The following is a 14274-nucleotide window of genomic DNA, read 5'->3' as shown; positions in this document are numbered from 1 at the left end:
TTTGCCGCTCATAACAGACATATCTTTAGTTCCGTCTATAATCTTTCCGTTAATAAATGCTTTCTGCATAATCAATGCCCTGCCTTATTAATATAATTTAGAACTGCTTCTTACTGGTTCACTTGTAAGATTAACTCCTAATCTGTTAAAAGTCTTGGTATCTGCCTCTGATAACATTACAGATGTATGTACCTGACAGCCCTTAAGATCAGGTATCTGTTCTAATGCTTTCTTGGCATTCTCATTAGCTACAGATGTCATCGCAAGTGCAATAAGAATCTCGTCACTATGAAGTCTTGGGTTTCTGCCGCCAAGATATTTAACTTTAAGCTTCTGGATTGGCTCAATATATTCTGGCTTTATAAGCTTCTCATCGTGCTTGATTCCTGCAAGATACTTAAGTGCATTAAGTATAAGTGCTGAGGACGCTCCAAGAAAATCCGTAGTCTTAGATGTAATAACTGTACCATCATTAAGTTCGATAGCGGCACACGCAACACCAAGCTCCTCTGCTCTCTTCTTAGCTGCAACAGTAACCTTTCTGTCATCTGTTGTAATCTTAGCCTGCTTCATTAAAAGCTCAATCTTATATACTTCGCTCTCAGAAGCTTCTTCCTTTGCCACTCTGTTGACTGCATCATAATATCTTCTTATAATCTCCATTTTGGAAGCTTCACAGCAGGCTTCATCATCAATAATACAATTGCCCGCCATATTAACACCCATATCTGTAGGTGATTTATAATATGTATTCTCACCATAGATTTCCTCTAATATAGCATTAAGAACAGGATATATCTCTATATCACGATTATAATTAACTGCTGTACTTCCATATGCCTCAAGGTGGAATGGGTCAATCATATTAACATCATTAAGGTCTGCTGTAGCCGCCTCATATGCAAGATTGACAGGGTGCTTAAGTGGAATATTCCATATTGGAAATGTCTCAAATTTAGCATATCCTGCCTTAATTCCTCTCTTATTCTCGTGATATAACTGTGAAAGGCAGGTAGCCATCTTACCACTTCCCGGACCCGGTGCTGTAATTACTACCAATGGTCTTGTTGTTTCTATGTAATCGTTCTTTCCAAAACCTTCTTCACTTACAATCATAGGAATATTAGATGGATATCCGTCTATAACATAATGCTGGTATACCTTTATATTCTTCTTTTCAAGCTTTTCCTTGAACTGTACTGCCGCATTCTGTCCTGTAAATTTAGTGATAACAACACTTCCTACATATAAACCCTTCTTCTCAAATTCGCCAATTAATCTAAGCACGTCTACATCATAAGTAATACCCAAATCTCCACGGACTTTATTCTTCTCAATATCAGCTGCACTTATTACGATTACTATCTCAGCAACATCTGATAGCTGCATAAGCATCTGAAGCTTGCTGTCTGGCTGAAATCCCGGAAGCACTCTTGAAGCGTGGTAATCATCAAATAATTTGCCTCCAAATTCAAGATAAAGCTTGTCACCAAACTTACCAATTCTTTCTTTAATGTGTTCTGACTGAATTTTTAAATATTTGTCATTGTCAAATCCTGTTCTCATAAAACTCCTCATTAATTATTTTAATTATTCCTTCGTTTATTTATTAATATATTAATATTAACATACATTTCAGCACAAATACATATCAACTTTATATTATTTTACTCCGCTTACTTTAGTTGATACTACTGATGTTAAAGGAACCATTTTAACACTCACACTTCCGTCTTTCTTTCTTGTAATTAATGTTCCGCCTCTTTGTGTATACTGCTTCTCAATACCCTTGTATCCAAGGTAATCTATCGACATTCCATAAGTAAGCTGTATACCTTTATACACAAGTGATAATGTATTTAAGTGGTCGTGTCCACAAAACATCCATTTTATTACGCCATTATCAACTGCACTGTTAAAAAATATCCCCTTAAACCTGGATATTCCAAAATGGTCATTCTTCTCGCCAACACTTCCGTGCTTATATATTACATCATTATCACCAAGCTTCATACGCTCATAAGCTTCCTTAAATTCCCTGACAGGCATATGGAAAAAAGCCATTGCCTTGATATTCTCATCTTCATTTTTAAGGCTGGTTAGCTTATTCATACACCATTCAGTCTGATCCTTGTGTATACAATCAAATCCGCTGTAGAACCAGCCTCCATCACCATACATATTAGAGTCAAGCATAACAAGCGGAAGCACAGCTTTATTATTATCATCAACAAGATTAATAAAGAAATTCCCCACTCCGTAAATATATCTGTTACCTTTAGTGAATATACAATATTTTCCCTCAGCAAATATATCAGCAAGCTCGTCCTTATTACAAAATGCACCAAGCTCACAGTCGTGGTTACCAAAGCACAATGTATATGGAATTTTAAATCTGTCCATAAATGCTGTAAGAATTCTTGCCTGTCTTCCATTATTCATAGTTCCAGACTTAGGAAAAAAAGGGAATATAGAATCACCCGTAAGAACAATTAAATCCGGCCTGCTCTTTTTAATAATCTTGGTAACCGCACTAAGTGCAAGCTTATCCTTCTTTCCTGATAATATTCCAAATCCAAGATGAAGGTCTGTAAGTTGTAGAATTTTATAATCTTTATCTGTATCTATGTGAAGATTGAAAGTTTCATTATCTATCTTAGTAAAATTATGAGAATTATACATATATATGTTCCTTTCATTTTCTTAATTATTACAGTTATACATTTAACCACCGTCTTGCTCATTAACTTAATGGTATAAGTGCCCCGACAGCTGATATTATAGTCGATATTACCATAATTATCTGGAATGGGAGTGTGCCTATAACACCACATATCGGACTGCTGCCAGCCTTCTTTCTAGACTTTCCATAGGTAAGTACAAGCATTATGCTCACAAGCACAACAACACCGCTCATAATTCTTGTAAGCACTATAAAGCTGCTCACACCGAATATTGCAAATAATATACATGGAATAGTTGCTATAACCCAGCTTATTCTGTTGCCAATTCCTATCTGTTCGTGAACTACATCTCTTAATGCAAGTGTATTAGACCAGAAGGTTGTAAGCAGTGCAAAAAGTGAGAATATACCAGCAAGTATCATAGCCCACGAACCTATGCTCTCACCTAACTGCATATATGCTAATTCCTTATCAAGTGTTCCCTTAGTTCCAAGAAGCACCGTAAGCGTAACGATAAGCACAAGTATTGATGATAACGCAAAACCTATAAATATTGACTTTCTTATCTTATGTGGGTTGCCATCAAGTCCCTTAACAACCTGTATTACCGCCTGATTAGCTGATGTTGCAAATACAACCATACTATATAAAGCAAGCAGGTTATTAATATGAAATGGTGCTGTATACAAAACATTTAGTGGTCTTGTAAATGTTCCAGCTGTCATAATAACAACTATAACCATAAGAAAACTTACTGCATATTTCTGTGCGATACCTACCGCTTTCATTCCAATAAACACTACACTTCCTGCAATCAGATAATATATAAGCTGTGCCACCCACAGCGGCATATGAAACCAATTAACAAATATCTGTGCACCACCATTAATATTGCCACTGACACCTATCATTATGGCAAGTCCATATACAACAAACATTATCCAGCTGAATACTTTCTTCATTCTTCCCTTAAAAAGCTCTCCTTCAAAGCTTTTAACAAGCTGTACACCTCCATTGTTAAAAGAAAGTTCTGCTATGATAAGATGAAGAATAACATTTACTACATAAGCAAGTCCCACCATCCATACAACATCTAACATACTGTTTCTTGTTGCCAGATATGGAACAGCTATAATTCCTGTACCAATGCTGTTACCCATAATCATACTTATCGCTTCAAAAGTTGTAAGCTGAGCTTCTGAATTAATCGTCTTTGGCATATATTCACCTCTCGCAATTCTCATAATATTAATTAAAACTAAACGGGCTGCTGCACAAACCACAATTCACACAATATGCGAATAAGCAACAGCTTATAAATAACTCATACTGTATTAATTATGTCTGGTGCAACAGCCCTTTCAATCTACTTTGCTGGAATCTGCTTATCCATCTTTAATATGTGGTTCTTTAACCATTCAAGAAGGTAATCAATAAGCTCGAACAGATACTCCTGCTGTCCATCGTCAACTTCTTCCATATTAATCCCTGTAAGTCTGTCAACAAATGACTCGTGTGCAAGCTTCTGAGCTGCTAGTCCCTCGTATCCTATCTTTTCCATATACTCCTCCTCATCTTTAAAATGAAGCTTAGTATAATCTTTTAACTCATTAATTATTGAAACTATATGGTCATACTTATCGTGTAAATAATAGTCATTAATAACTTCATATGTACGCTCTATAATCTCAAATAACTTCTTATGCTCTGCATCTACAAAATCAATATCTGTCTTGTATTCATCTGTAAATTCAAACATACCCTTCTTGGCTGTGCTGACATTTTCAGATTTCTTAGAATCCTGTGTCTTATGAACAACAGGCTCTAACTTTCCAATCATAATATCACTTCCAAGGATATGGTGGTAAAGCCACTTAGCAAGGAACTTTACAAGCTCAGCTAATTCCTTCCTGCTCTCCTCATCTGTCATATTATCAAAGTCCACTGATTTAACTTTATTAGCAAAGTCTGTATGCTCCTTCTTCTGTCGCATAAGTTCAGGGTCATTAATTGACTCCATATATGCTTCCTCGTGTGCAAAATGCTCTGCGGCATAATCAACAAGATGTGCCACAATGCTCTTTACTGTCTTAACATCAACAGCCTGTTCCTCTAATAATGCCTGTGCTTCATTAATTATTTTAAAAAGCTGTTCGTGTTCTTTATCAATTGACTCAATTCCTGTCATACAGTCTTTAGTAAACTTATACATAATATTTCCTCCAATCCTGACATATTCACATAAGTAAATAACAATATGCTTATATATTTCATTCTATTATATATATTACTCAATCTCAATAGTCATTGTGCTATTTTAGCAATAATTACTTATTCTGTGTATGTCTTAATATATAATATGGTGTAAAATCATACTCCAAAGTATCAGGCTTTTCAACCTTTAACACTTCCCATTTTGATATGCAAGGGTGTGTCCTGGCATACAAGTCTTTCCTGTCAGCCTTCTCATATTTAAAGCCGTGTGTAATCATAAAGATATTCCATCTTCTATGCTCTATACGCTCAAGTTCCTCTTTATCAGAAAATGTATATGCCTTCTTGTCACACACAAGCCATTTCTTAATGTCCTGATGAAGCGACTGTGCTATGCTTGATTCACGGTCAAATATGCTCATCTTATGCCAGGCAGCATTAAGCTTTGCCTGACTGCTCTCAACCGAAAGTGCTTCCTCTGATAACACATCTTCTATCTTTAACATAAACTCATCGTTAAGAACCTTACCCTGCTTCTTATATTCATTTATAACATCATAAAGCACATTATATCTATGGTTAAACATCTTAGCTTCATCGACAATATAATGGTCTGTGAGTGACTCATATGAGAATATATCCCTATTCTGTTCAATTGTGAACAAGTTCTTCTCATCATATATCTTGGAAATGTTGTTGCTGTCCTTCATTCTTATAACTACAGGAATGTTAATGCATTTATCGCCCTTCTTATAAAGAAGCTGCTTTAATTCAATAATCGTGTTAGCCATAGAATGTGTGTCGCCCATAGCAACTACAAGATATGTAAAAGGCTTATCAGCATTACACTTCTTGAATATTTTATTAAACTGTAATGTTGTAGCATCTGTTTCCCAAAATCTTATTTTGATATGTCCGTCTATTCCAAATCTGTCATTATTCTCCTCAAATGGGAAATTTAACTCATAATATTCTGCTTTCTCACCTATAAATACATCTTCAGCTACAAGCTTTAAACCATCAAGTGCATCTACACTGAAATTCTTCATAAATGAACCGATTATCGACTTCATATCCTTATCAAATACATCTATACATATATCAGACTCCGCTGTTAACACTGCCATATTAATCCCCTGTATAAGCGTACTCTGTCCGAACTCACCAAAGCCTATAATACCAAGATGAACATCATAATCATCACCTGTATTAACCTGATATACAGGATGTTCCTTGAACATTTTATTAACTGCCATTCTGTTGACATCTATTATATTAAGGTCAAAATTCTTCTCCTCAAGTCTGTCATAATACTGCTTAATAAGCTGGCTCATTGAGTTATCACTACAGCTTAAATATATCTGCTTATATGAAGCATTATCTCCTGAGGGCTTCTGCAAGCTGTTGCATATACTTCCTATAACCTTAAGATATTCAATATTCTCCATCGCATTGTCATCACAAAGAATAATATCTGCATATTTAGTTATATCGATTGTCTTCAATATATCTTCAATAGACATATCATCATACTTCTGTCTGTAATTTACGCCTTTATTCATATATTTAAGCTTAGCTTCTTCGGTCATTGCACCTGTCTCTATCGTAGTTATACGGCATTCCTTTGCAAGTCCGCTAATAAACTGCTTCTTATATGTTCCCTCACCTATAAGAAGAATTCTTTTCTTACCACGCTGGCTTAAAAGGCTTCTTACATAGCTTGCCGGCTTGCGGACAAGTATTGCCAAAGCACCTACAGTACATAAAGGTGCTATAATAACTGCTATGCAATACACATATGTAAGGATAATGGTGAACACTCCACCACCCGCAGTCTTAACATATTCAAGTGCATCTGCCTGGTCAATATCAGGGTCAATCTTGTATGCCTTAATCGCATTCTGGATATTAAGCATTACCTTAAGAAATGGACTTTCCACACTATGGTAATAGAATATACCCTCAAGTACACATATAACAAACACTGCTATAGCTGTATACCACAAATAATCCTTATATTTATTTCGTTTCATTCTGTCCTCGTTTCTTCGCACTTTTCATTCATTATTATTAATATAGTATTAGTGCTTGGTTTGTTATATTTATTATATAATTTTGGCTGTTTTTTTACAATATTGATTTAAAAAAGAATGTGCAATGCACATTTCCTCTCCGGGTACAATTAACTGCGACAAACTACAGCTTCATACAAGTGTGCATCACTGGCACATAAAAAGCCCAGCATATTTTAAGATGTAATGTCAGCTTTCTGACTATACTGCTTAAATATACTGGACTTTTTATGTGTTAATCTAAAAATTTAATGTGTTAATTTAACAGATTGATTTTCACTCTGCCACTTTAATCTTTGCCCTAACGGATTAATCTTTACTCTGACATATCAATTTTTATTTGACTGCATCAAGTAAGTAATTATATCTTTCCATTTTACCATCTAATAAATCAAATATAAATTTCTCTGAGTTGTCTGATACCTGATCATAATCTTTCATACCATCAAACTCACCTTCAAGATAACCTTCCATAAACTTATTCTTATTCTTAAGATTATCTAATACAATATTGTAATTATCTAAATCTATGCAATAACGCATAACTGCCTGAACCTGTGATTCCATATCCTCGATTATCGGAGCAAATTGCTGTTCGGCAGCATTATCCCATTCAACGCCCTCAGCTTTAGCGTTACTAAAACTTCTTCCTATGAATTTACCACCGAATTTTAAAACAAGTACAACACCAGCAACGCCTAATACCTTGCCAAGCCAGTCTCCTGATGCAAAGAAATACCATACGCATACTGCTAAAAGTGCAAGCACAATAATAGCTGGAATAAATGCCTTCGTCTTGTCCTTCTTCTTTTCTTTCTTTACAATATCTCTCTGTGAATCTAAATCTTTTCTCATTGACTCAAAGCCTTCAAGTAATTCCTTTATGCTGTCCTCAATATCTTTTTTACCATGTTCTGCACATTTCTTAATAAATGCAGTTACATTATCAATTATTCCTGTTTTATCGGCATCAGAACAATCTAAAGCTCTGCTTATAAAACCATTTCCATAGAAAAATGACTGACTTCCCATTTCTTTATCATCATCATCAAAATAATTGCCATCACATACGAATAAAGCATACCTGTCAACAGCTTCAAAATCTCCTGTAAGAGCTCTATATAAGCCATACCAAGCCTTTGACTTATCAGGATTTTCTTGTGTTGCTTTATCATAAAGGTCACTGGCTATATCCCAGTCTTTTTTCTTTAAATGCTGTTCGGCTTTTTCAATTATTGCATCAGGATCTATATTATTGCTATTCATAAGCTTACTGATATCATCTTTTAAATCTTGATGCATACTGCTTATATGCTCATCTGTCTTTCTGAATTCCTTTGAATGATTATGTATTAAAAACACATTATCACACGCCATACAAGCATACTTTTCTTCTGTTAACTCTTTAACCTGTTCACTTCCGCAATTTGGGCATTTTATCGCCTTCATATCTTTACTGCTCCTTTGTATTCTTTATTTTTCTTATATCAAGCTGTTTAACAATCTCATTACATTTTGCTTCAAATAAAGTATTATCTGTAATATCAGCTAACTCAGCTATCAACCCTTTAATTCTTAAATTCTCCTCTATAGCCTTTGGAGAACTCACAGGATTTTCATATCTCATTCTCTCGTAAAGCTTGTCTATATTCGCTTTATTGGCTGTATCCTGTATATTAACCCTGCATATTTCCAAATCTTTAATTAATTCTTTAAAATCCTGTATAGATTGCTTCTCTTTATTGTCTACATCTTCTATATACTTATTGCTTCCCCACAAAATCATCTCAAATATTACAAATCCTAACAGTATAGCCGCCTGTATAAGATAAGAATAAATGCTGTATCTTTCTGGAAACTTTGAACAGAATTTAAAAAATACATATAACTGGACTACCATATATGCCACACTGTAATAAAGCATTGGCATCTTTAGTGCTGCTTTTTTCTTATCCTGCTTGTGATACACATACCAGCTAAATACCGGTTGTATCAGTAATGCAATAATACAAAATATATATTTCATCATACATTTCTCCTTGTTCCGCAGTTCATACAAAACTGTGCATTAGCTGGCATAACTGCTCCACATTCCTGACAATACACTTCTTTAGGAGTGACCTTCTCACCACAATTCATACAAAACTTAGCCCCCTGTGGAAGTGGGCTGTTACATTTACTGCACACCAGCGAAGCACCCTGCGTATTCATTGAATCACCCTGTACGCCCATTGTGCCACCCTGCATATTCATTGCTGAATTCTGCATTGTGTTATTGGCATTTACTGCCGCTTCCATATTTCCTTTAAGCATATCGCCCATTGAAAATGCAAGTGGAATCTGTGCCATCATATTAGCTGGATTGCCTGCAAAACCCTCATTTTCTGCAAATGCCTTGCTGACATTAAACTGCTGTTCCTGCTGCCAGTTGTAGCCTTGTATCTCTCGTGATTTAGCAAGTCCCTGTGCCTCAATAACAGCCGCATCCCTGTTACCCATAGCTTCAAAACGCTTCTGTGCCATACTATTATCCAGATTCTTTAACTCAATTAAATCATCTTCATTAATATTAACCGCTGATAAGAAAAAATTAAGAATTTGAATTCCATATTCTGCTATATCATCTCTTATAAGCCCAGCAACATTTTCAGAAATATCATTCAAATGCTGGTTAAATTCATTGTAGCTGTACCTGCTAAGTTCCACTGCTATACAATTCTTAACCCTTGTAACTATCAAATCCTTAAAATATTTCTGGATATTTGCTGTAGACATTTCCTGTTCTGTTCCAACAAGATTAATCAGAAGCTTTCGTCCATCAATTATCTTAAGCCCAAATGAACCACTTGCTCCTGCACTATAACTATAGCCATAATTAGGGTCTTTTACTGTAACCTGGCTTGGTGTTCCCCAAGGTATATCCATCATTGTTGCAAGATTAATGAAGTATACTTCTGTGTGAAATGGAGATACTCCACCTGTAACAAGATTTCTAAGCTTTGAAATTAATGGAATATTCTTAGTTTCCAATGTGTAACGTCCAGCCTTGAAACTATCTAATGCCTGTCCATCACTGAAAAAAACTGCTTCCTGTGACTCGTGTACAATAAGCTGTGATAATGTATTAAAATCCTCCGCAGGATGCTTATATATAAGAATGTCATTATCACCTTCATATTTAATAACTTCCTGTATTGCCATTTATTTTCTCCTGTAAAATACGTACTTTTTGCTAAGTATAGCACATAACTTCCATTTTGGATACTATTTTCTTCTATTTTGGATACTTTTTTCTTCCTTATTGGATACAATTTTTAATGTGTGTTAATAAATTTCCAGCCATATTAATATATGGATTTTATAAATCCACCATTATTTACCTATATTTAGTACCTGAGGATTGGAGCTATATGTCAGAACGAATTAACCAGCACTTAAATCCACTTGTTGGAAATAATATAAGAAGACTCCGCAAGGAACGTGGACTGAAAGCAACTGAGGTTATTGCCAAGCTCCAGCTTGAAAATGTCAATGTAACAACCGGCATTTTCAGTAAAGTAGAAAATGGCTACAACAACCCTACAGTTGATATGCTTGTCGCCCTTACCAAAATATTTGAGTGCGATTTCAATGAATTTTTTAAAACAGAGTGAGAACAATTCTACTATATGATTATATATGTGGATTGTTCTCACTTTTTTGTACAGTAACACTCTGCCTTAATAATGGAGCGTGCTCTGTTTCCAAGCTTTGTCTGCACTCTGTCTTCGTACCTTAATCCACGCTCTTCTGTCCTAAATCTTTCTCCTTCTTTAGATACACAACACCGGCATATATACGCTCTATTGGTCTTAACACACTTTCTATAAATTCTATATCCTCATCTATAATATCTACAAGTTCATTACTGCCATCTGATGTGCTTTCTATCTTTAGTACTACAAGATTTCCTGCAAATATTCTCTCAGGCTTTAAACTTTCCAAATCGTTATTACTTATTTTATTGTGAACTGTATTTTTAACATCTGCTGATTTTTTATCTGTTTCATTATTAACTGGAAGTCTGTAAAATGCCCTGTTAAGCGTTCTGCCCTGCACTACTGCATCTTTTTCAGCTATTAGTAACAGACTGTCATTCAACCACACAATATCAAGTTCATCTGTACCGCAGCCTTCATCAATATTTTTACTGTCAATTCTTCTATCAGCACATTTACATAAGATATATTTTCTTACATATGATAATTTATCGCCTGTCCATTCTGTGTAACCTTTGTATACAACGCCATTCTGTGCACACATATAATATGCCTTTATCATCTTAGTGAGTGTTCTCTTAGAAATCCTTCCATTCATCATCTGATAAATCATCTTGCATATCCTCGTCATATTCTCCTGAATGTGATGGCTTTCCGCCTATCAACTCCTCAGTATTATTATCTGCAGCTGGTCCACAGACACGACCCATAGTGTTGAATACGTCAGCCGTTGTCAGACAGAAATTATTACCTATGCCAGGTATAACCATATTGGTTGTTGCCTGAAAACCGTCAAGGCAATAAGGCTTGGACTTTCCCTCATCAAATACTGTATCTGCAATAATAGAAGTCTTTGGCTGATAGTCATACACTGAAATATCTACATAGCCTTTAGTAACAAGCATATCCAGAATTCTCTGCACCTCACTATACTGAAGATTTCCGACCAATACAGCATCTTCATTTACTGCAAATACCGATATATCATCATTTCTGCCATCTTTTAACTTAAACAGAATACCTGTTATATCTTCTTTGCTGCTATTTGCCTTTGCTACCATACGCAGTGCATCTCCATTAAATGTAAATCTTTTTTCAACTATTGGTTCTGCCTTTTTAATCTCTCTTACTGCTCCATTGTTTAATTTAACTATCATAATGTCCTCCATTCTTGCGCTGCTTCTAAGCGCATCTCAAGTTTGTGCGAAGCACAAATCCTGCGTGTGAAAAATCTTATTTTTCACACTATCCTCCATTCTTACCTGTTATAACAGATACTTAAATTGATTATGAGCTATACAGCCTTTATCTTGTCTTTAGGAACTCTCTTTCCTATCGACAATTGAAGCATAATAAAAAGCGGCTTGATTTTCCAAGCCGCTTTTTTTAATCTTTAAAATATGCTATTTTACTGTATCTGCAATTTCAAAAAAATTCTTCATCGCATAAATTCACTATCAGAACATTTTCCAATGGGAATTTCTTATAAATTTGTCTATAAATTCAGGCATTGTCATTTTCCTTATATGTCCGCCATCACGAAACCCAACATCGTATTTGTCCATAAATGCCCTGTCGTCTGCCTCACTGCAATCTATATCCGTTATAAACGCTATGCTCTGTGGTCTGTTTCTGTCTTTATCACGATATACATAGACATATAATGGTTTAACATTGTGCATATTGAGCATTTCCCTATATATAACTTCAAGTGTTACATCATTCTCATAGTCAGCTTCTTTGCTTGAAAGCCTGTAATAAGGGCTATTCTCATTCTGGTTCTCAACATAAGTCTTCCAAGTCATAATCCAGTTGCCACGGTAGGTCTTAAGAACCTTAAGTATATCCATCATATGAGCACCACTAAACTCAAATCTTTTATATTCCCTTATATATTTTGGCATATCTATATAAAGAAACTGCCTGTCAAATTGAAAATCAAGCCCCTGCTTAACTATGCTTGTGGAGATGCTTTCTATATTAAGATAATCAGCTTCTATAAGATGCAAATGTATTTTCTTTACATACATATCAGCAAATTTGCAGAAATCCTCTTTGCTTAATCCACATAACTGCTTTATCCTGCTTCTGGACATTTTCGTATCATCAAGATATGAAGATATATCGTCTACAACAAGCTTTCCGTCTTTATATGAATAAGTCTTCTCAAGCTTAGAATCAAGCCAGTATTCAGTCCGCAGACAATTGCACATAAAATACCTTGCCGCAAGCGTGTATTCATCATAACCTGTTGCACTCCAGTCCTGATATACACTAAACAGTGCAAGCCACTGGTTAATCTTGGATATCAGCACTTCCTTCTGCTTCTCGATACCCATCACTTCTATTGTCTTAGTAAATGCTTTGATGTGCTTGTATACTTTAACTGGTTTTTTCAATGCATTCTGAAACTGCACAAGCTGGTGATAATTCCTGCGTGCTAAAAGAACAATTCTGTTAGAATATCCATTTGCACAAAACAGCGGAACAAGTCCCATTTTGCCGAACATATCGAAAAATGTATCCGTCCTCTGGTCTGCCTGACTTATAATATAATGCAGCATTCCACGGTATATCTCATTACACTCAACCTCAGCATAATTAAGTGGTATATGCAGATTATGGTAAACCTGCTGTCTAAGCTTCATATCAGGTGAATACATATTCCAATACTTCTCCTTAAAGACGTCCTTAGGAAGCCCCAGATATTCAAGAAGCTGTGTCTGAGTATAAGTGTTATCTTTGCTCGCAAGCTGCTTACATATAATTGAATACACCTGCCTTTTCAGTTCCATTGGGAAATCCGTATAACCTGTATGTCTGCTTCTTAATTCACTTATTATATTCTTAACATCTTCGTACAAATGTATATTCACTCCTTGTGTACACACTACTTTAATTGCAGTAATTCACACTGATTAATTCCTGCATCCCAAAAATGTTCTGTGCTTAAACCCCTGACCTGGCATATTATTCCTGAATTCATTGCACCATGTCCGATTATTACAATATTCTTTCCATCCTCAAGCTGTGGTTCCACTACATTTCTAAGAAAGTCACCTGTTCTTTCAAATAACTTCTCAATGCTTTCCCCACCTTCAACTGCCTTATACTTTTCTGGTTCTTTAAATAATATATTAATCGGACAATCTAAAGCCCTTGCTGACTGTTCTGTTCCTTCATATATTCCAAAGCTCATCTCAACAAGCCTGTCATCTGTTATAATCGGAATATTGCGGTTTTTTAAAAATATCTCTGCCGTCTGTCTTGCTCTTGCCAATGGAGAACAATAGCATACATCAAGCGGCACATTTTTATAAACCGCTGCTGCCTCTTCCGCCATCTTTCTTCCAGCTGCATTGAGTGGAATATCTGTTCTCCCCTGCAGTTTATTTCTCTCATTCCAATCAGTCCTGCCGTGCCTCATTATGTATAACATTGTACTCTCTCCTTATCTTATGAAGTAGTATTTCGACGAGATGTTATTCTTATATTATAACACCTCATCTCCAGTATTAACAATGTGTTACAGCTCAATCTGAATTA

Annotated in this window: 13 protein-coding genes; 1 reads left to right on the top strand and 12 read right to left on the bottom strand. The window is 35.4% G+C overall.

Translation table 11 applies throughout. The features are described 5' to 3' along the window. Positions 1-87: 87 nt before the first annotated feature. From WMO42_RS05320 to WMO42_RS05285, 8 genes are all read right to left on the bottom strand, one after another. Entirely contained in the window at positions 88-1566 is a 1479-nt protein-coding gene (locus WMO42_RS05320; RefSeq protein WP_022501593.1) for a DUF1846 domain-containing protein, read from the bottom strand. A 96-nt stretch (positions 1567-1662) separates the two neighbouring features. Further along, positions 1663-2682, bottom strand: a complete 1020-nt coding sequence (locus WMO42_RS05315) for a metallophosphoesterase (RefSeq protein WP_022501594.1) — start codon at positions 2680-2682, stop codon at positions 1663-1665. 61 nt (positions 2683-2743) lie between these two features. Next, positions 2744-3904: an aromatic amino acid transport family protein gene (locus WMO42_RS05310; RefSeq protein WP_055173957.1), complete on the bottom strand. Its 1161-nt coding sequence runs from the start codon at positions 3902-3904 to the stop codon at positions 2744-2746. A 146-nt stretch (positions 3905-4050) separates the two neighbouring features. Then, positions 4051-4896, bottom strand: coding sequence for a hemerythrin family protein (locus tag WMO42_RS05305; RefSeq protein WP_349191754.1), 846 nt, complete (start codon positions 4894-4896; stop codon positions 4051-4053). Positions 4897-5011: 115 nt separating this feature from the next. Next, entirely contained in the window at positions 5012-6931 is a 1920-nt protein-coding gene (locus WMO42_RS05300) for a hypothetical protein (protein WP_349191752.1), read from the bottom strand. A 375-nt stretch (positions 6932-7306) separates the two neighbouring features. Continuing rightward, positions 7307-8419: a hypothetical protein gene (locus WMO42_RS05295; RefSeq protein WP_349191751.1), complete on the bottom strand. Its 1113-nt coding sequence runs from the start codon at positions 8417-8419 to the stop codon at positions 7307-7309. A gap of 4 nt (positions 8420-8423) precedes the next feature. Next, complete coding sequence (locus WMO42_RS05290; protein WP_349191750.1) at positions 8424-8999, bottom strand: hypothetical protein; 576 nt, start codon at positions 8997-8999, stop codon at positions 8424-8426. Further along, positions 8996-10171: an SPFH domain-containing protein gene (locus WMO42_RS05285; RefSeq protein ID WP_022501600.1), complete on the bottom strand. Its 1176-nt coding sequence runs from the start codon at positions 10169-10171 to the stop codon at positions 8996-8998. The genes WMO42_RS05290 and WMO42_RS05285 overlap by 4 nt, the downstream gene beginning before the upstream one ends. Before the next feature lie 209 nt (positions 10172-10380). On the opposite strand from WMO42_RS05285, the gene WMO42_RS05280 reads away from it, so the two are divergent. Continuing rightward, positions 10381-10623, top strand: coding sequence for a helix-turn-helix transcriptional regulator (locus WMO42_RS05280; protein WP_022204188.1), 243 nt, complete (start codon positions 10381-10383; stop codon positions 10621-10623). A gap of 121 nt (positions 10624-10744) precedes the next feature. Here WMO42_RS05280 and WMO42_RS05275 read toward each other — a convergent pair whose 3' ends face one another. The 4 genes from WMO42_RS05275 to WMO42_RS05260 form a co-directional block, all read right to left on the bottom strand. Further along, positions 10745-11341 carry a hypothetical protein gene (locus tag WMO42_RS05275; RefSeq protein WP_349191749.1) on the bottom strand — a complete coding sequence of 199 codons (597 nt, stop codon included), beginning with the start codon at positions 11339-11341 and terminating at the stop codon, positions 10745-10747. Continuing rightward, on the bottom strand, positions 11307-11885 hold the full coding sequence (locus WMO42_RS05270) for a hypothetical protein (protein ID WP_349191747.1): 579 nt from the start codon (positions 11883-11885) through the stop codon (positions 11307-11309). The genes WMO42_RS05275 and WMO42_RS05270 overlap by 35 nt, the downstream gene beginning before the upstream one ends. A 300-nt stretch (positions 11886-12185) precedes the next feature. Beyond that, on the bottom strand, positions 12186-13592 hold the full coding sequence (locus WMO42_RS05265) for a hypothetical protein (protein WP_022501603.1): 1407 nt from the start codon (positions 13590-13592) through the stop codon (positions 12186-12188). A 26-nt stretch (positions 13593-13618) separates the two neighbouring features. Then, positions 13619-14167 (bottom strand): histidine phosphatase family protein, encoded by a 549-nt coding sequence (locus WMO42_RS05260; RefSeq protein ID WP_022501604.1) that lies wholly within the window; start codon positions 14165-14167, stop codon positions 13619-13621. Positions 14168-14274: the final 107 nt, after the last annotated feature.

It is taken from the genome of Lachnospira sp. CLA-JM-H23 (assembly GCF_040096425.1).
Taxonomy (GTDB): Bacteria; Bacillota; Clostridia; order Lachnospirales; family Lachnospiraceae; genus Lachnospira; species Lachnospira rogosae.
This window is presented reverse-complemented; position numbering and strand designations above follow the sequence as displayed.